Annotated in this window: 17 protein-coding genes; 5 read left to right on the top strand and 12 right to left on the bottom strand. The window is 58.8% G+C overall.

Annotated elements, in window-relative coordinates; all coding sequences use genetic code 11:
* Window positions 1–124 precede the first annotated feature (124 nt).
* A complete protein-coding gene (locus tag FPY71_RS02680) occupies window positions 125–1,102 on the bottom strand; it encodes a metallophosphoesterase family protein (RefSeq protein ID WP_149297379.1) in 978 nt (325 codons plus the stop codon).
* Between the two features lie 56 nt (window positions 1,103–1,158).
* On the opposite strand from FPY71_RS02680, the gene FPY71_RS02685 reads away from it, so the two are divergent.
* Complete coding sequence (locus tag FPY71_RS02685) at window positions 1,159–1,611, top strand: NUDIX domain-containing protein (protein WP_342791222.1); 453 nt, start codon at window positions 1,159–1,161, stop codon at window positions 1,609–1,611.
* On the opposite strand, the gene FPY71_RS02690 is transcribed toward FPY71_RS02685, so the two are convergent.
* From FPY71_RS02690 to FPY71_RS02700, 3 genes are read right to left on the bottom strand one after another with little or no spacing between them, the layout of a single operon-like run.
* Window positions 1,576–2,595 carry a glutathione S-transferase family protein gene (locus FPY71_RS02690; protein ID WP_149297381.1) on the bottom strand — a complete coding sequence of 340 codons (1,020 nt, stop codon included), beginning with the start codon at window positions 2,593–2,595 and terminating at the stop codon, window positions 1,576–1,578. The genes FPY71_RS02685 and FPY71_RS02690 overlap by 36 nt on opposite strands.
* Before the next feature lie 17 nt (window positions 2,596–2,612).
* Entirely contained in the window at window positions 2,613–3,365 is a 753-nt protein-coding gene (locus FPY71_RS02695) for an ABC transporter ATP-binding protein (RefSeq protein WP_149297383.1), read from the bottom strand.
* Window positions 3,366–3,368: 3 nt separating this feature from the next.
* On the bottom strand, window positions 3,369–4,211 hold the full coding sequence (locus FPY71_RS02700) for an ABC transporter permease (RefSeq protein ID WP_149297384.1): 843 nt from the start codon (window positions 4,209–4,211) through the stop codon (window positions 3,369–3,371).
* Window positions 4,212–4,544: 333 nt separating this feature from the next.
* On the opposite strand from FPY71_RS02700, the gene FPY71_RS02705 reads away from it, so the two are divergent.
* On the top strand, window positions 4,545–5,063 hold the full coding sequence (locus tag FPY71_RS02705; protein ID WP_246160104.1) for a GNAT family N-acetyltransferase: 519 nt from the start codon (window positions 4,545–4,547) through the stop codon (window positions 5,061–5,063).
* A gap of 19 nt (window positions 5,064–5,082) precedes the next feature.
* On the opposite strand, the gene FPY71_RS02710 is transcribed toward FPY71_RS02705, so the two are convergent.
* From FPY71_RS02710 to FPY71_RS02730, 5 genes are read right to left on the bottom strand one after another with little or no spacing between them, the layout of a single operon-like run.
* On the bottom strand, window positions 5,083–6,096 hold the full coding sequence (locus FPY71_RS02710; protein WP_149297386.1) for a patatin-like phospholipase family protein: 1,014 nt from the start codon (window positions 6,094–6,096) through the stop codon (window positions 5,083–5,085).
* A gap of 22 nt (window positions 6,097–6,118) precedes the next feature.
* Window positions 6,119–8,200, bottom strand: coding sequence for a hypothetical protein (locus FPY71_RS02715; protein ID WP_149297388.1), 2,082 nt, complete (start codon window positions 8,198–8,200; stop codon window positions 6,119–6,121).
* Window positions 8,197–11,040 (bottom strand): DUF4159 domain-containing protein, encoded by a 2,844-nt coding sequence (locus FPY71_RS02720; protein ID WP_149297390.1) that lies wholly within the window; start codon window positions 11,038–11,040, stop codon window positions 8,197–8,199. Before FPY71_RS02720 ends, FPY71_RS02715 begins: the two co-directional genes overlap by 4 nt.
* Entirely contained in the window at window positions 11,040–11,951 is a 912-nt protein-coding gene (locus FPY71_RS02725; RefSeq protein ID WP_149297392.1) for a DUF58 domain-containing protein, read from the bottom strand. The genes FPY71_RS02720 and FPY71_RS02725 overlap by 1 nt, the downstream gene beginning before the upstream one ends.
* 11 nt (window positions 11,952–11,962) lie before the next feature.
* Window positions 11,963–12,973 (bottom strand): AAA family ATPase, encoded by a 1,011-nt coding sequence (locus FPY71_RS02730; RefSeq protein ID WP_149298622.1) that lies wholly within the window; start codon window positions 12,971–12,973, stop codon window positions 11,963–11,965.
* A 261-nt stretch (window positions 12,974–13,234) separates the two neighbouring features.
* On the opposite strand from FPY71_RS02730, the gene FPY71_RS02735 reads away from it, so the two are divergent.
* From FPY71_RS02735 to FPY71_RS02745, 3 genes are read left to right on the top strand one after another with little or no spacing between them, the layout of a single operon-like run.
* Window positions 13,235–13,819, top strand: a complete 585-nt coding sequence (locus FPY71_RS02735) for a DUF1285 domain-containing protein (RefSeq protein ID WP_281287483.1) — start codon at window positions 13,235–13,237, stop codon at window positions 13,817–13,819.
* 7 nt (window positions 13,820–13,826) lie between these two features.
* Window positions 13,827–14,441, top strand: coding sequence for a CoA pyrophosphatase (locus tag FPY71_RS02740; RefSeq protein ID WP_149297394.1), 615 nt, complete (start codon window positions 13,827–13,829; stop codon window positions 14,439–14,441).
* Window positions 14,438–15,706 (top strand): CCA tRNA nucleotidyltransferase, encoded by a 1,269-nt coding sequence (locus FPY71_RS02745; RefSeq protein ID WP_149297396.1) that lies wholly within the window; start codon window positions 14,438–14,440, stop codon window positions 15,704–15,706. Before FPY71_RS02740 ends, FPY71_RS02745 begins: the two co-directional genes overlap by 4 nt.
* Before the next feature lie 73 nt (window positions 15,707–15,779).
* Here the strand turns inward: FPY71_RS02745 and FPY71_RS02750 are convergent, their stop codons facing one another.
* From FPY71_RS02750 to FPY71_RS02760, 3 genes are all read right to left on the bottom strand, one after another.
* Entirely contained in the window at window positions 15,780–15,959 is a 180-nt protein-coding gene (locus FPY71_RS02750; RefSeq protein WP_149297398.1) for a DUF1059 domain-containing protein, read from the bottom strand.
* A 132-nt stretch (window positions 15,960–16,091) separates the two neighbouring features.
* Window positions 16,092–16,850 carry a pseudouridine synthase gene (locus FPY71_RS02755; RefSeq protein ID WP_149297400.1) on the bottom strand — a complete coding sequence of 253 codons (759 nt, stop codon included), beginning with the start codon at window positions 16,848–16,850 and terminating at the stop codon, window positions 16,092–16,094.
* The gene (locus tag FPY71_RS02760) at window positions 16,847–17,596 is read right to left on the bottom strand and encodes a FadR/GntR family transcriptional regulator (RefSeq protein ID WP_149297402.1); all 750 of its coding nucleotides are present in this window, start codon (window positions 17,594–17,596) and stop codon (window positions 16,847–16,849) included. Before FPY71_RS02760 ends, FPY71_RS02755 begins: the two co-directional genes overlap by 4 nt.
* Between the last annotated feature and the right edge of the window lie 161 nt (window positions 17,597–17,757).

Here is a 17,757-nt window from a genome sequence, read left to right on the forward strand (position 1 = left end):
AGAGCATTTCCCTTAGAAAGGGAATCATTTCATCAACAGAACAATTCGACCGGGCAAAGAGGCTCAGGCAGCACCGTTGCTGGCGCAAACAAATCAGACCGCTTGTTCCAGAGGTGTTTCCGTCTCAAGAAGGAACGTTGTCCTCTTCGCGGCGGGCAGGTGGCAGGTCCACCCGAGGCCGTGCATCCACAGCAGTTCCGTTGTTCAACAACTGCCGCTCGCGAACCCAGTCAATTCTCGCCCCATCCATTGTGTAGCCACGCTCACGCTGCGTCAGCGACCATTCACCGGGTCCGCCCTCAATCTCGAAAATATTGTAACGGGCGGCGGGTTTGCGATGTCCGGCATTCTGGCTGGCAGATGGTACGCCGCAGACGGGAACCTGCGTGCCACCCGGGCCCTGCAACCAATACAGCGTGTCCAGATGAGTATGCCCATGCAGCACCAGTTCCGCGCCGGCATCATGGATAACACGGGAGAAAAACTGCTTGCCAATCAACCGTTTTGACCATGGCGCCGCGCCGGAAATTGGCGGGTGGTGAATCAGCACAACCCGAAACAAGCCAAGACCGCGGGCCTGCGCCAAAAGCCTTGCGGTTGCCAGTGCCTGCTTGCGGCGAAAACTGCCCGTGGCCATGAAAGGCACTGTTGCCTCGGCACTGGACGTGCCGATAATGGCTACCGGCCCGCGAATGCGCATATAGGGGAAGCGCTTGTCATTTTGCTCCAGGCCCGCATCGCCGCGCATATAGGCGTCCCACTCACGAAAAGCCCGAGCCAGCGCGCCAGGAACATAAGCATCGTGATTGCCAGGCACCAGAGAAACCCAATCCGGCTTGCCCAGATCTCCAAGCCACTCGCGCGCGCCATCGACCTCCAGCCGCGTTGCCAGATTGACGAGATCGCCCGTAACCGCAACATGGTCTGGCCGATGCCGCTTCATATCAGCAACGATTTCCAGAAGAGTGTCGCCAAACATGGCGCGCTTGCGGTTTCGCTGCCAGTTGATGTAGCCGGTGATCCGCTTGGAGGCGAGCTCACGATAGGATACTTCGGGCAGCGGCCCCAGATGAATGTCGGAAAGATGTGCGAGTCGGAACATCACATGCAGTGTAGTGACCGGCACGCGGTTGAAAAGGCCCCGGAGGTGATATCGTCGTGAGATTGTTGCAACGCCTCCTGCATCTGAGCTTTCTGACCACCCGTCCCATGACGCTTGGCACCCGTATTGCAGCCTTTGACGCGAGTGGGCAGATTTATCTGGTTCGGCACACTTATTATCCGGGCTGGTGCCTGCCGGGTGGCGGCATTGATGCCGGAGAGGCTGCCGAACAGGCAGCTCGCCGCGAAATGGCGGAAGAGGGCAACCTGCTCTGCGATGGATCGATGGAACTGATCGGGATTTACTTCAACCGGGCGGCATCTCGCCGTGACCATGTGCTGATGTTCCGTGCGGACAATGTGCGCCAGAGCGCGCCGCATATGGGAGATCGTGAAATTGCCGAAGGCGGTTTCTTTGCCCTGCACGAACTTCCTGAGGACACAACGCCAGCCACACGCCGCAGATTGGCGGAACTAGAGAGTCCGGGGCTGCGCGACGCGTTCTGGTGAGCCTGCGGGCAGCCGCGCGCGGTTATGCGGCTGGAGAAAATCCTGCTCCGGGCCTGCAGGCACAATGCCCGTCGGGTTGATGGTTTTGTGGCTTTCGTAATAGTGATGTTTGATGTGCTGGAAATTCACCGTCCCGGCAATTCCAGGCCACTGATACAGCTCCAGCATGTAATTCCACAGGTTGGGGTAATCGGCAATACGCTGCCGGTTGCATTTGAAATGGCCAACATACACTGCGTCAAACCGGATCAGGGTGGTGAACAGCCGCCAGTCGGCCTCTGTTACGCGATCACCCACCAGGTAGCGCGATTTTGACAAGCGCTGTTCCAGACTGTCCAACGCTTCAAACAACTGGGCAAACGGTTTTTCGTAAGCGGCCTGCGTGGTGGCAAAGCCGCATTTGTAAACGCCGTTGTTAACCGCGTGGTAGACCTGTTCGTTGATGGCATCGATTTCGCCGCGCAGTTCTTCAGGATAAAAGTCCTGCGATGCATCGCCAAAGGCATCAAACCCGGAATTGAGCATCCGGATAATGTCTGCCGACTCGTTGCTGACAATTGTTTGCGTTTCTTTGTCCCACAGCACCGGCACAGTGACCCGTCCTGTATAATCCGGCATGGCTTTCAGGTAGATTTCGTACAGGCGGGCGGCGCCGTTGACAGTGTCAGGAACAGCGCCCGGCCTGTCGGAAAAAACCCAGCCTTCGTCTGCCATCAACCAGTCCACCACGGATACGCTGATGACATCTTCCAGCCTTTTCAACTGGCGGAAAATCAGCGTGCGGTGCGCCCACGGGCATGCCAGCGATACATAAAGGTGGTAGCGGCCCGCTTCCGCCGGGAACCCTTTTTGTCCTTCCGGCCCGGGTGAACCGTCCGGGGTAATACAGTGGCGAAAGCTGGTGACACTGCGTTGGAAGCTGCCATTGGAAGACGCTGTGTCATACCAGACATCCTGCCATTTTCCGTCAACCAGCATTCCCATGTCATGTCTCCTGCGTGTCAGTCGCGAGAGCGGGTGTAAGCCTCCAGCACCTCGTCAATTGGCCCGTAACCTCGCATCTTTCCGTGTTCCATCCAAAGCCCGGTGTCGCACCATTCCTTTATCAGGTCTTCGGAATGCGATGCCATGACCAGAATGCCGGCATCGCCTATAAAGCGATTCAGCCGCTGTCTTGCCTGTTCCAGAAAAGCCGCGTCACCCGCGCCAATGCCTTCATCCACCAACAGAATTTCCGGGGTGATGGAGGTTGAGACTGCAAAGGCCAGTCGTGTGGACATGCCGGCGCTGTAGGTGCGCATAGGCATATCAAGAAAATCTCCAAGTCCCGTCAGCGCGCCGATTTCTTCCGAGCGCGCCTCAATTTCCTTGCGGGTATAGCCGAGCAGCATGCCACGCAGAATAATATTCTCCCAGCCGGAAGCATCCAGATCCATGCCAAAGCCGATGTCGAACATCGCCGCGACATCGCCCTCTACCCGCATGGAGCCACCAGTTGGCTCGTAAATGCCGGCAATAACGCGCAAGATTGTGGATTTGCCCGCGCCGTTATGGCCAACCAGCCCCAACCGCGAGCCATGGGGAAGGTCCAGAGTCAGGCCGTCAATTGCCCGCACAGACAGCTTGCCATTGCCCTCACGCGGGCGGATCTGCCCGCCGGTTGCAGCTTCCAGAACGCGGTTTTTAAGCGAACGGCTGCTGGCGTCGAACACCAGAATATCAACCGAAATATTGTCGAGATGGATCGATGCCATGAATTACGCCCAGTAAGCTATCCGCGCTCTGTAGCGCGCGAAAAACAGGGTCGCAAAAACCCCCATGAACAGCGTGATGCCAAGAACCGCACCCCAGTTGAACCAGGTCGCCGATCCGCCAAGCAGTGGCGCACGCACGATTTCGAGGAAATGATAAAACGGGTTGAAATGCACAAAGAATGCGCGGTCAGGAAGCTGATCAGCATTCCAGATGACCGGGGTCAGGAAGAACAGCACCTGCACGATGCTGCCCACAATCATCGGCATATCGCGGAAGCGGGCGCAAAGCGGGCCCAGGATCATTGCGGCAAACACCACATTGATGACCAGGACCAGCAAGCCGGGAATGGCCATGAATGCGCCAATGCCGGGGTTGATGCCAAAATACAGAATGACCAGAAAATAGATGATGAAGTTGTGGGAAAAAGTGATGAACTGCGACCAGGTGAACTGGAAGATGTAGACCATCAAAGGCAGTCGTATTTGCCGGATGGCGTGGCTGGCGCTGGAAAAGACGGTGCAGGCGGCATTCAGCGCGCCGCCTATCATTCCCCAGACAATGAAGCCAACTGCCAGAAAAGGCAGATACTGTTCAGGATCAATCTGGAATATCTGCGAGTACAGAACACCCATGCCGCCGACGATGACACCCATGGAAAGGGTGAGCCAGAGAGGGCCGAGCACTGACCTGCGGTAGTGCTTCTGCACATCACGCCAGCCAAGAAACAGCCAGAGCTCGCGCATGGAGAATGCAAGCGACATATCGCGGAAAGCGGCTTGCAGTCGCCCACTCGTCGTGCTGGAAGCGTTTGCGCTAAGAATGGTTTTGGATGCGGAGACCGCCATTGATGAGTAGCCTTGTATGCTGGCATCATGCTTACTGACAGTGGCTATATCGAAACTGCGCCCCGCCGTAAATGATGCGGTTTGAAAGCGCTGGTTTTTTCCGGTTACACCGCCGCCAGTTTTCACTCAGGCGATGGACTGCGCGTCGGTTGCGTGGTAAACGCTTCTCGTTTTTGAAACTGCATCTGATGGAGAATGTTGATGCGTCTGTTGCGACGACGATGCAAGGCTGCGGCACTTCGTGCCCTGATGCCTGTGCTTTTGTCTGCCGCCTGACGCCCGATGCAGGGAGTGACAGGCGGTCTCGTGATCCCTGTCAGGAACAATTCATCCATGTTGTTTAGTTTGCACGCCGCTGAACTGGAGTTCAGCACCGAAGCCCCGCATCACGCGCATGATGTCGAGGAAATTTCAGCGGAAGCCTTCGGGCCGGGGCGGTTTGCTCGCGCGGCTGCCCGTGTTCGGGAAATGACGGCGCATGCTCATGATCTGTCATTTGTCGTCTGCCTGAACGGCAAGGTCGTGGGCTCTGTGCGGCAGACACTTGTTCGCGCCGGGGAGCGGCCGGTTGTCATGCTGGGCCCTTTGGCGGTGCGGCCGGCCTATAAAGGGCAGGGGCTGGGTGCGGCATTGATGGGGCAGGCGGCGGATGCGGCCAAGGCCGCCGGTGAAGAACTGATTTTTCTGGTCGGCGACCGGCCTTACTACATGCCGCTCGGCTACATGCCCGTTCCGCGTGGCACGCTTTTGATGCCCGGCCCGGTTGACCCGGACCGGATACTGGCTCTGCCGCTGAAACCCGGTGCAATGGACGGTTTTGGCGGACGCATCTCGGCGCGGATCCGCGCATGATGTCAGAAACGTAAAAGTTTCACACAAACGGCTCCAGCATCGAATCCACCGTCGAGCGCTGGCCAATGTCGCTGCCATGGGTTTCCAGCCAAAGCTCTGCGGCTTTTCTGCCAGCATTGGCAAGGCCGGTCAGTTCTGACCAGCGCGTGTCCAGCTTGGCGGCACTGCTGCGTGCACCAATTTCGGGCCCCGCGCTGATCATATGCAATCTCAACCCGGCAAGATGCTGCAAGGCCGGGTTCAAATGCGCCTGTCCGTCCAGAAGCTTCTGGATTGATGTCAACGTTCGCAAATCCCGCATCAAGGATGAGTTGAAGGTGATTTCCGTAATTCTTGAAAGAATATCGCCGACCGTTTGCGGAACCTCTGCCCTTTGAAATGGTGTCACCTGAATGATCAGCAAATCCGAGGCGCGGCCCTCTGCCAGAAGTGGTTTCAGAACCGGATTGCCCATATAGCCGCCATCCCAATAGGACACGCCATCAATTTCCACTGCGCGAAACAAGTCGGGCAGGCAGGCAGAGGCCAGCAGCGCATCGACTGTCAATTCTGCGCCGGTGAAAATGCGTGCCGCACCCGTGTCCACCCGGGTGGCAGAAACAAAGGTTGGAATGGTCGCCGCGCTCTGCAACAGGGCAAAGTCAATTGCGCGTTCCACCACCGGACGCAGCGAATTGCTTTTCGGCATTGCAGGGTCATACGGGGAAACCAGTTGGCCCAGAATTTTCATCCGCTCCAGCATGGAATGGACCACGGGCCGTGGCAGTGGAAAAAATGGCATATTCTGCTCGGCAGCACCAAGGGGCGACCCCTCGGAAACCAGACGCCACAGGTTTTCCAGATTGGCGCGCGCGGCATCCGCTCCACCAGCGGCCAGCCCGGTCACAAGGCTGGCTGCATTCAGTGCCCCGGCACTTGTGCCACTGACAGCGGTCATGTCGAAGCGGCCACTTTCCAGCAGACGATCAAGGACGCCCCATGTGAAAGCGCCATGCGCGCCACCGCCTTGCAGGGCGAGTGAAATTTCGACCATGAGGGATTACCGTCTTTTCTGTTCAGCGCCCTTCACGATACCATGTCGATGAAAGCGCGAGAAGCAGGATAGCCAGCCCCAGAAAACCGGCAAAAAGTGGGGTTCGGTTGACCCCTCGCAAGGCTGTTTCATCCGTGCTGCGCAGGCCGATCCAGTCATTGCCAGATGCGCTGGAGCGCCCGGCAACTGGTACGATGTCAGGTGTTGAGACATTGCCGCCGGCATCCACCAGCCGCCTCACACTGCCAGATGTCGCCTCTGCCAGAGGGGCCAGCCGCTCGGTGGTGGACACAGCTTCCTGAAACTCGCGCGGGTTGGCGGGTCCGACCGTGGTCAATGCGCGCAAATCCCCGCTTGCCGCCTGATACAGTCCCTGTTCCTCAGCGTTGAAAGTTCCGCTCCACCGGCCATTGCCCTGATCTGCAAGTGGCACTGTTTCAGTCTGACCAGACGGCGTTATCAGCGTGGCAGGGCCGGGATCCTGCCCAATAGTCGTGCGGTTGATTGTCAATGTTGCGCCACTGACCGTGGCGTCCAGTGCCTCTTCTTCCAGCTCCGGCTCCTGCATCAGCCAATGCGCCAGCCGGCGAAACAGCGGCACGTGCGGGCCGCCGCCGTCAAACCCGCGTGACCAGAGCCAGCCGTGATCCGACAGCAGCAGCGCAACCCGGCCCTCGCCAACCCGGTTCAGCACCAGCAAAGGCTTGCCTTCCGGCCCATTCATCACGGCCTGACCGGAAATATCGCCGACATCCACCGTTCTGAACCATGGGCTCCAATCAGGAGGGCTTTGTTCAGACCCCGGCAGATCCCGGGTGACAGGGTGTTTGCGGCCCAGCTCGGAAAGCACCGGGCGAAATGCCCGCTCATCGACCGAACCAACCGGTAAAGCGGGCAGAACCGAAGCAATAGGCGACAGCGCAATGGAGTCACTACCGGCATATTCCGGCCCGGAGGCAATCAGCATTGCGCCACCATTGCGGACATATTGAGCAATGTAATCGTAGTACAAGGCAGGCAACACATCGCGCCGCTGGTAGCGGTCAAAAATAATCAGGTCGAAATCATCGATTTTTTCGACAAACAGTTCGCGCGTGGGAAAGGCAATCAGCGACAATTCTTCAATTGGCGTGCCATCCTGCTTGTCTGGCGGGCGCAGGATGGTGAAATGCACCAGGTCCACCGCAGCATCTGATTTCAACAGATTGCGCCATGTGCGCTCACCCGCATGCGGTTCACCCGAAACCAGCAGCACACGCAGATTTTCCCGGATGCTGTCCACCATGGCAATGGCGCGGTTGTTCACGCCGGTCACTTCGCCTGGTTCTTCCGCGCCAACCAGTTCGATAATATTGTTGCCCGCGCGTGAAAGCTGAAAAGGCAGGCGCATTTCCTGTCCCGGCTCGGCATTCTGGCGAGCGATCAGATCACCATTCAGATAGATGCGCACATCCATCGGTGTCTGTGGCGCGTTCTCCCCCTCGGAAAGCATGCGGTACACCAGCGTCTGCGGTTGATCCACCAATGCAAAGCGCGGGGCCGAAACCACTTCCAGCCGCCGGTCAAATTCATCCGGCAGGCCGGTTATCAAGCCATGCACCGGTGCATTGAACCCCAATTGCGCAACAGAAGCCGGAACGTCATGCACCTGGCCGTCTGTCACCATGATTGCGCCGGCAACGCGGCCCGGCGAAACATCTGCCAACGCATTGCCCAAGGTGCGAAAAAGTTCGGTGCCAGCATCTTCACTGCCACCGGCCACATTGCGTGCCTCAATTTCGCGCACCTCAAATTCCGGATGTTCTCCAAGGCTCTGGCGCAGCGCCGTCACCGCCGCATCGGTTTGTGCAGAGCGGTTGGCCAGTGACTGGCTTTGGCTGCGGTCCACCACCAGCGCAACCACGCTTTGCAGCTTTTCCCGCTGTTCATGCAGCACAACCGGATTGGCAAGCGCCAGAAGCAGCGCGGCAATGGCCGCCAGCCGCAACAGGCTGCCACGCAACCGCAGCACGGCCAAGGCCAGTGCCAGCAAAACCGCCGGCGCTGCCAGCGCCAGCAAAACCGGCCAGGGGAAATAGGGCTCGAAGGCGATATTCCAGCTCATTGACCCAGCCTTTCCAGCAGGGCTGAAATATGAACCTGATCAGCCTTGTAGTTGCCGGTCAGCACATACATCACAATATTGACCCCGGCACGGTAAGCGAATTCACGTTGCGCAGGATCGGTCGTGTCAGTCGGGTACAGAAACAACCCGCTGTCATCCACGGCCCATGCGCTGGCAAAATCATTGCCGGTGATCAGAATGGGCGAAACACCATCGCCGGCCACCGCGGGGCGGTTGGCATAGCCATCCTGCCTCTGCAATGCTTCAGACCATAGTTGCGACCCGGTATGACGCCCCGGAAAATTGTTCATGATGTAAAAGGATTTTGTCAGCACGTGATCGCCGCTCACCGGTTCCAGCGGCGGAATGTTCAGGTCTGCCAGAATATCGCGCAGTCGGCGTTGCCCGGCGGATACGCCATTGCCGGTCAAATCCTGCATGGCCGCTTCATCCACATCAAACAGCACTGTGCCGCCCTGCTTCATATAGGCGTCAATCCGGCCGATGGCCTGTGCCGAGGGCATAGGCGCCTTGGCAGATACCGGCCAGTATAGAATGGGATAGAACGCCAGTTCGTCTGCCGCGATATCCACACCGACAGGGTCTCCCGGCTCCAGCGCGGTTTTTGCGCCGATAAATTGCGAGAGGCCATACAAGCCGCGCTCGGAAATTTCGTCAACCCCGGCATCGCCGGTGCGCACATAGGCCAGATGCGTGGTTCGGGTTGCCTCTACAATCGCCGGTGAGTCCAGATCACCCAGACCTTGCAGGGCAGGGTCGTCGGTTTCCTGCGCGAGAGGTTGCCCGGCCAGAGCCAGCGAAAGACTGGCGCACAGCAGCATGACGGCCAGCCCGCTGCCAGCGCGGCGGGTGGAAAATCTTGCGAACACGCCGTTCAGCCAAAGCATAGCCAGACAATCCAGTGCAAAAAGAACCAGTGCAGCGGCAAACAGCCATGGGGCCAGATTGCCGGGTTCCTGAGTTTCATAGGTCAGGGTGCTGGCAGAGCCGGTCGCGGCAAAACTGCCCATCAGCTCCAGCGTGCTGCCCGCGCTCAACAGGTTGCGCGCAATGTAACCGTCCTCCGAACCATACAGGCCTGGGGGTGCATCGCGGCTGACCGGAGGCATGGCACCGCCGCTGATGATCAGCGGTTTGACCTCGGAATCGGGAGGGGTCAGCACACCATGCGCATTCAGCATCAGATAAGGCGGATACGATGCTTCCGCCTGTTCTCCCGGCGCGGAGCCTGCGGCCTGCGAGCGAATGACAATGCGCCGCAGCATCTCTACAAAGGCACCGGAAATCGGCAGGTTGGACCAGCTTGTTTCATCGGTAATGTGAAACAGCACGATTTCGCCCGCGCCCAGCGCTTCCGCTGTAACAATCGGTGTGCCATCCGTCAGGCTGGCCCAGGTCTTGCCTGCCAGATCGGACGAGGGTTCGGCCAGAATCTGACGCGACACCACAATGTCCTGCGGCACTTGGATGCCATAAAACGGGCTGCCTTGTTCCATTGGCGCAATCTTCTGCGGTTCGGACCACGACAATGCGCCGCCAAATTGCCGCTCGCCCTGACGCAACCGCACCGGCAGAAGCGGTGATGTGGCCGCTGCCGCAGCAAGGCGCGGGCCCGCAAAGCGCAGGATTGTGCCGCCCCCTTCAACAAAGCGCGTCAATTCCTGTGCGGCTGATTGCGGCATTGCGCCAATATCCGCCAGCACCACAACAGACGGGTTGGTTTCCAGAATCTGGGTCAGAGATGCCGTCAGATCAGCATCCTGCGCAAGCGTCAAATCGGCAAAGGGCTGCAGCGCGCGAGTGATGTAATACAGCGGCGACAGCAAGGGTTGGGCCATGGATGAGGCATCACCACCGGCCAGAAGCGCGACGCGTCGGCGTTTTGCGCTTTCATCCAGCAGCCGGGTGCCGGCAGCATCCGGCTGGTTGACCACATCCACGCGGGCAACATCATTGCGCAGTTCCACCGGAATGGTGAAACCTGCCTGACCCGTGGTGTCATTGCCGGTAAAGCTCAATTCCGTGCGGGCCAGTTCCCGCCCCTGCCGGTCCAGCGCCCGCAATTGCCGGGTGGCGGGCCCGGTTGCAGGAGCGCGTATTGCAGAAACCGTCAGCGCATCTGCTGCATTGCTGACGCCGGTCAGGGCGATTATGGCCGAAATGTCGGGTTGGAACAGCAGAAATTGTTCGGCACTAAGGGCTTCCAGTTCTTCCGCGGCGGCCTCACGCTCGCTTGTTTCCAGCCCGTCGGACAGATAGGCCAGCGAGGTGCCGCCCTGTCCTGCCAGCGCCGTTGTCAGCCTGCCTGCGGCGGCCTGCCGGTTGGTGGGCACCGGTCTTGGCTGCGCTGCATCCAGCCGCTCCAGAGCTTGCGCAGCCTCTGTCGGGGTGGCGTCATTGCTTGCCCCTTCTGCCGTCAGCACCAGCGAAACCGGCCTTCCGGCATCTCCCGCCTCGCGTATAAGCCCAGCGGCTGTGTCGTGCCGCGACTGCCAACTGGTGGCAGACGCCCAGCCATTGTCCAGAATCAGTGCCAGCGGGCCGGCACCGGTCAGAAGGTTTTGCCGTGGATTGACCACAGGCGCGGCCAGCGCAAAAATAATCAGTGCTGCAAGCAGCAGCCGCAGCAGTACCAGCCACCAACTGGTCTTGGCCGGGGTTTCCTCGGCTTTCAGCACCTGCAACAGAATTCGCAGGGGCGGAAACGCCTCCCGCACCGGCGAAGGCGGGGTCAGCCGCAACAGCCACCAGATCACCGGCAGGGACAACAGGCCCAACAAAACCAGCGGTGCGCCGAAACTGAAAGCCAGACCGCCCATCAGCCACCATACCCGTTGAAAAATGTTCCGCCGCTCAACCGGCCATGAATGTGCACAAGTGCTTGTGATGCCGGGTGGTCTGTACGGTGGGTCAAAAAGCTCCACCCCAGGCGCTGGCAATGCCGCGACAACTCATCGCGCCGGGCGAAATAAAGCTGGCGATATTGCTCACGCAGAGAATCCGCCCGGCCGGATAGCAACCGCGCCCCGGTCTCAGGATCGCGGAACTCGGTTCGTCCCGCATAGGGAAAATCTTCCTCTGCCGGGTCATAAACCGATATCAGGTGGCCACTGACGCCGCGTTGCGCCAGATGGCTGGTGGTGCGCAACACCTTGTCCAGCGGGTCCAGAAAATCGCTGATCATCACCAGTTCGCTGAACCTGCGAATTTGGCCGTCCGGCATATCGCCCTCCGGCCGATGGCGGGTCAGCGCGGCGGCAATTCGCTCTGCCGCATTCCTGGCGGAAACCGGGTTCAGCACCCCGGGAAAGCCGACGCGCTCTCCGGCCCGGGACAAAACCTCGGCCAGCGCAAGCGCCAGAACCAGAGCCCGCGACTCTTTGGAAACCAGTGCCAGTTTTGAACAATATTGCATGGAAGGCGAGCCATCAGCCCACAGCCACACGGTTTGCGCCGCCTCCCATTCCTTGTCCCGCAGATAAAGCGAGTCATCACGGGCAGAGCGCCGCCAGTCTATGCCGGCGACGGATTCGCCTTCTACAAACGGGCGAAACTGCCAGAAGTTTTCGCCGGTGCCGCGTCTGCGCCGTCCATGCCAACCGGTGGTAACCGTGGCCACAACCCGCCGCGCCTCTATCAACAGATCAGGGATCAGGGCTGCGCGTTCCCGCGCGCGCAACAGGGCGGCTTGGCTGTCGGTCAGTGGCGGTGTAGCGCCTAATGCGGCCATGCCCAACCCTCTTACGCTATGCCGCGCCTTAGCGTGCCAATAACGTCGCGAACACTTATTCCTTCGGCGCGCGCGGCAAAATTCAGCGCCATGCGATGCTGCAAAATCGGCTCGGCCAGCGCCCGTACATCGTCCACTGATGGAGCCAGCCGGCCTTCATACAAAGCGCGGGCGCGAATGCAGTTCATGAACGCCTGACTGGCGCGTGGGCCGGGCCCCCATGCAATATGGGCATTGGCCTCGCTGTTGCCTTCTCCCGGGCGGGCAGAGCGCACCAGTGACAGGATGGCGTCCACCACACTTTCCGAAACCGGCATGCGACGCACGAGCTGCTGCAACTGGCGCAATCTTTCCGCCGATGTCACCGCGACGGCTGAATCCTGGTCGATACCAGTGGTCGCCATCAATATCCGCCGCTCTGCTTCCAGATCCGGATAGGTGACATCCACCTGCATCAAGAAACGGTCAAGCTGTGCCTCGGGCAGCGAGTACGTGCCTTCCTGCTCAAGCGGGTTCTGCGTTGCCAGCACATGAAATGGCGCTGGCAGGTCGTAACGCACACCCGCGACCGTGACATGATATTCCTGCATGGCCTGAAGCAATGCCGATTGCGTGCGCGGGCTGGCGCGGTTGATTTCATCTGCCATCAAAAGCTGGGCAAACACCGGGCCATGAATGAAGCGAAAGGAGCGGCGGCCATCATTTGCCTGATCCAGTACCTCAGAGCCCAGAATGTCCGAAGGCATCAGATCCGGAGTGAACTGCACCCGCTTGCCATCCAGCCCAAGAACAATGCCAAGCGTTTCAACCAGCCGCGTTTTGGCCAGCCCCGGCACCCCGACCAGAAGCGCATGACCGCCCGCAAGAATTGTGACCAACACCTGCTCGATAACGGATTCCTGACCGAATATGACCCGGCCCACGGATGCCCGCATGGCCGCAATATCTGACAGCGCCGTCTGCGCCATATCCTCGATCTCCCGCAGGTCTGCGGCGGGGTTTTGCGGCTCCATCACAGTCATCAATCGATCTCCGTCGCGGCTGGCGGTTTGTGGTCTCATGAGAGAGAGCCTTGCTGGGTCTGGCAAGTCCCGGTGTAGACCATTAGAATGCTTCATGCGATCTTTCGATCATGTGAAACGTTCTGGCTCTTTATTTCAACGCATTGTCCTGCCCATCCAGCGATTCCGCTCCAACGGGAAATGCTCTATTTCGTGACGGGTAACACCGGCTAAAATAAGACCGGCACGAGAAGACCCGCTTCGTTACTGAAGGATGATGTTTTGCCGCAAAGCAAGAAAAACCCGGAACAGGACGCGGAGCAAATTTCATCCGGGCTGGCAGCACTGGTGGCCAGAGCAGAGCGGGCCGGTCTTTCCGCGCCACCCGTTGAACTGTGGAATCCGGAACGCTGCGGAACAATTGATATGCTGATTCAAGCAGATGGCGTTTGGTTGCATGAGGGCAGCCCGATCCTTCGTGACAAGCTTGTCAGGCTGTTTTCGAGCGTGCTGCGCAAGGACGCCGACGGCGCAACCTATCTGGTAACGCCCGCTGAAAAGCTGGAAATACGGGTGGAGGACTCTCCATTTGTTGCAGTTGAAATGTCCCGGGATGTTCAGTTCGGAGAGCCGGTCCTGACTTTTCGCACCAATGTGGGTGACGTTGTGGCCGCTGACAGCACACATCCTCTGCGCTTTGCGCCGGATGCGGGAAGTTTCATACCCTATGTTCTGGTTCGAGGGCGGCTGGAAGCGCGGCTGACGCGTGCGCTGGCCTTTGATCTTGCCCAAATGCTGGAAGAAGACGCCGCGGGCTGGTATCTGCGGTCTTCAGGCGCACGTTTTTCATTGCCTGAATTCGAGTGAGGATCTGATGCTGTTAACCACTGCTGATCTGCGTGCCCGCCTGCTGGCGAGCAGCGGCAGAGTTGAGGATATCGGCGCAGGTGACCATGTGCTGAACCCGGATTGGCAATGGCTGAAAAAGCAACCCGACCCTCGTGAGGCGGCCGTGCTGGTGCCGATTATAGACCGGCCCGAAGCCGCCAGCGTTCTGTTGACCACGCGGGCAGGGCATTTGCGCCAGCATTCCGGTCAGATCGCCTTTCCCGGCGGGCGGATTGACCCGGAGGATGCTTCGCCGGAAGCGGCCGCATTGCGCGAGGCACAGGAAGAGGTAGGCCTGGCACCGGAATTTGTCGAGACGATTGGTCGTTTGCCGTCTTATATTTCGGGTACCGGCTTTCGAATTACGCCGGTTCTGTCCATCGTGCAGCCGGGATTCAGTCTTTCAATCAACCCCGATGAGGTGGAAGACGCTTTTGAGGTGCCGCTGGGTTTTTTGATGGATGTTGCAAACCATCGGTTGGAAAGCCGGCATTTGCGCGGTGCCGAGCGCCATTTTTACACAATGCCTTTTGGTGATCGCTATATCTGGGGCGTCACGGCAGGTATTTTACGGGTTCTATACGAAAGGTTTTACGCATGACGCATCGAATTGAGGCTGCATGGTTGCAGGACGCTGACTTGCAGGCACTGCTGGCAGCTCTCGGCTCTGACGGCGAAGAGGCCCGGATTGTGGGCGGCGCAATCCGCAACCATTTGCTGGGCCAGCCTATAACCGATGTGGACATTGCTACAACTGCGGTGCCGCAGGAAACCATTCGCCGCGGCCAGGCCGCCGGGTTCAAAGCCGTGGCAACAGGCATTGAGCATGGCACGGTTACCATGGTGCGCAATTCGCGTGCTTTTGAAGTGACCACGCTGCGCTTTGATGCCGAGCCGGACGGCCGCCGCGCTCGCGTGGTGTTTGGCCGCGACTGGACAGTGGATGCACAGCGGCGCGATTTCACCATCAACGCGCTTTATGCGGATGCGTCCGGAACCATATATGACCCGGTCGGTGGGCTGGCGGATATTGAGAGCGGGACGTTGCGCTTTATTGGCGAGGCGGCCGATCGCATCAACGAAGACCATTTGCGCAGTTTGCGGTTTTACCGGTTTTTTGCCTGGTACGGGCAGGGAAGGCCGGACGCAGATGCCATCCGCGCCACTGCGCGGCTGAAAGGCGAGCTGAACGGTCTCTCCGCAGAGCGAGTCTGGGCGGAGTTGAAAAAGCTGCTTGCTGCGCCGGACCCTTCCCGGGCTTTGTTATGGATGCGGCAGGCTGGTGTGCTTTCAACCATTTTGCCGGAAAGCGACAAATGGGGCATCGATGCCGTGCACCCACTGATCGAGGCAGAGCGCCATTTCGGCTGGCAGGCAGACCCGCTTTTGCGGTTGATGGCCATCGTGCCGCCAGACAGTCAGCGGTTGGACGCGCTGGCCAAAAGGTTGCGCTTTTCCAAAGCCGAGAAAAACCGTCTGGTGGAGTTTGCCGAGCTTGGGACGCTGCCAGCCAACCTTTCCGAAACGGCCTTCCAGGCAAAGCTATATGATGGGGAAAGGCAAGCGCTTCAGGACCGTTTGCAACTGGATATTGCCGCGATGCGGGCGAAGCTGGTGCAAGATCCGCAGGCTTTGGCAATGTTGCCACAGCTCGTACACAGGTTGGAGCAGGCGCAGAGTTTTGTTCCCGCCAGTTTTCCCTTGTCTGGGGCGGATTTGATGGCCGCAGGTGTGCCCGCTGGCCCGCAACTGGGAATTTTGATGGGGCAGTTGCGCCATAGCTGGATTGAAAGCGGGTTTGCGCTGCAAAAGTCGGCGCTTCTGGAAAAGCTCGACCGTCTGATCGCGGCCGCAAACAAGCAATGACGCCAAGAAACGAAAGGCTAGAGCATTTTCGCACTGCGAAACACTCTAGCCCGTAAACATCTGTCGGCTTTATTTAATGCACTGACGCTTCAGTCAGCCGGTTGCGGAATGCATCCATCAGGTTGGGTGTGATGGTATCAACGCCGAGTTGCTTGGCTTGAACCACAGCCCGGCGAATAACTTCTGCCTGGCTTTCTGCTCTGATGATTCGGGTGCATCCGGGTATGACGCCTGCACAATCTAGTTCGTACATCTGGGCCTCCCTTCGATAATTATAAATGCTTGTAATATTGCGTGAATGTCAATCGAAAGTTGGTCTTGTTAACAAAAATTTCATAACTCTGGATGTTGCAGGCGGGTGATTGACCGATAGAGTTAGACCGCTTCACGCTTTGGGGTGATCGGCTCTGAAACTCCGTTCAATGTCCGAAAGTTCCGCAGCGGTCAGCGGGCGCACTGCACCTTTTGCAAGATCGCCCAGAGACACAGGTCCAATTGCTGTGCGCACCAGCCGCAAAACGCCAATATCTTGGGCCGCAAGGAGGCGGCGGATTTGGCGGTTTCGTCCTTCATCCAGCACAACTTCCAGCCATGAATTGCGCTGGCCCTGCCGCAAGATCCTCACTGCCTTGGCACGCATGATTTCGCCGTCATGCATCACGCCCTTGCGCAGGCGCGCCGCCACAGCTTCATCCGCCACGCAATCCACCTGCACATGATAGATTTTGTCCGGTCCACTCTCAGGGTCCAGCAATCGCTGGGCCCAAAGCGTGTCGTTGGTCATGAAAATCAGCCCTTCGCTGGCCTTGTCCAACCGGCCGACCGGAGAAACATGCGGCAAGGAAAGCCCTTCTATGCAACGGTAAATTGTATCCCGTCCCTCCGGGTCAGAAAGCGTCGTTACCAGCCCCCGTGGCTTGTTGACCATGAGATGGAATTTTTCCGCAGCAACAATCACCTCCCCATCCAGCGTTATTCTGTCAGGGGCAACGGGCAGTCGCTTGTCGGGATCGCTGACCACGACGCCATCCACCGCCACCCGGCCTGCCCGCACCATGGCCTCTGCCTGCGTACGGGAAGCAATGCCCAGTTTTGAAAAAATGCGCGTCAGACCAAACAACGGCTCCTGTCGAGCCTGCTTCATGCCTGTGCCGTCTCAATATTGTGCAGGGCAACTCGTGTGCGCTCGGCACCAAGGTGTATCACATTTTCCATCGCGCTGCGTGCGCCCGCTTCATCGCGCGCGGCAATGGCATTCACAATTCGCATATGGTTCACCGCACATTCGGTGATGTGCTGCGGGCTGGCTGCGGGGGATGAAAGGCGAAATGTCACCGACAACGCCGCCTCAATCAGCGCGCCGATGGAGCGCATGAAAGGATTGGCCGACAGTTGCAGAACTGCGACGTGAAATTCCAGATCCACGCGGGCAATGCTCTCACGCGTGTGCAACGGGTCATAGAACCTGTCGGCAATTTCACGCAAGTGGGCAATGTCCTCGCTGCTGGCGCGGCGTGCGGCCATGGCCGCGGCGGCTGGCTCCAGCGCCAACCGAATTTCGGCCAGATCGTCGATGAATGTTTCATCAACACCGCCCAGAAAGCGCCAGCCGAGCACGTCGGCGTCAAACAAATTCCACTCGGACCGCTCCAGAACCCTGGTGCCGACTTTGGCTTTGGGTTCAATCAGCCGCTTGGCAGACAGGGTTTTCATCGCCTCGCGCAGCACAGTGCGCGACACGCCAAATCTGGCTGAAAGCTCTGCATCGCCCGGCAGAATTGCATGTTCGGCAAAAATGCCGCTGACAATTTCCTGACCCAGAACACTGACAACCTGAGAATGACTGGTGCGAAGCGCGCGCCCCGTTATGGTGGTTTGCAGCAAACTCATCCGCCCCTGCCTCCTTTTTTAAAAAGTACTACGTAATAATTATCTGTATTATTTTTCAAAGGCGACACGAAATTTGCAACCGACCCTAGGTTGATTTTGCATATTTTTTTGAAATTAGCCGCCAAACTTGGCTAGCTCAGGCACTTGACGCATCGGCGCTG

Source organism: Aureimonas fodinaquatilis (assembly GCF_008369445.1).
Lineage (GTDB): Bacteria > Pseudomonadota > Alphaproteobacteria > Rhizobiales > Rhizobiaceae > Aureimonas > Aureimonas fodinaquatilis.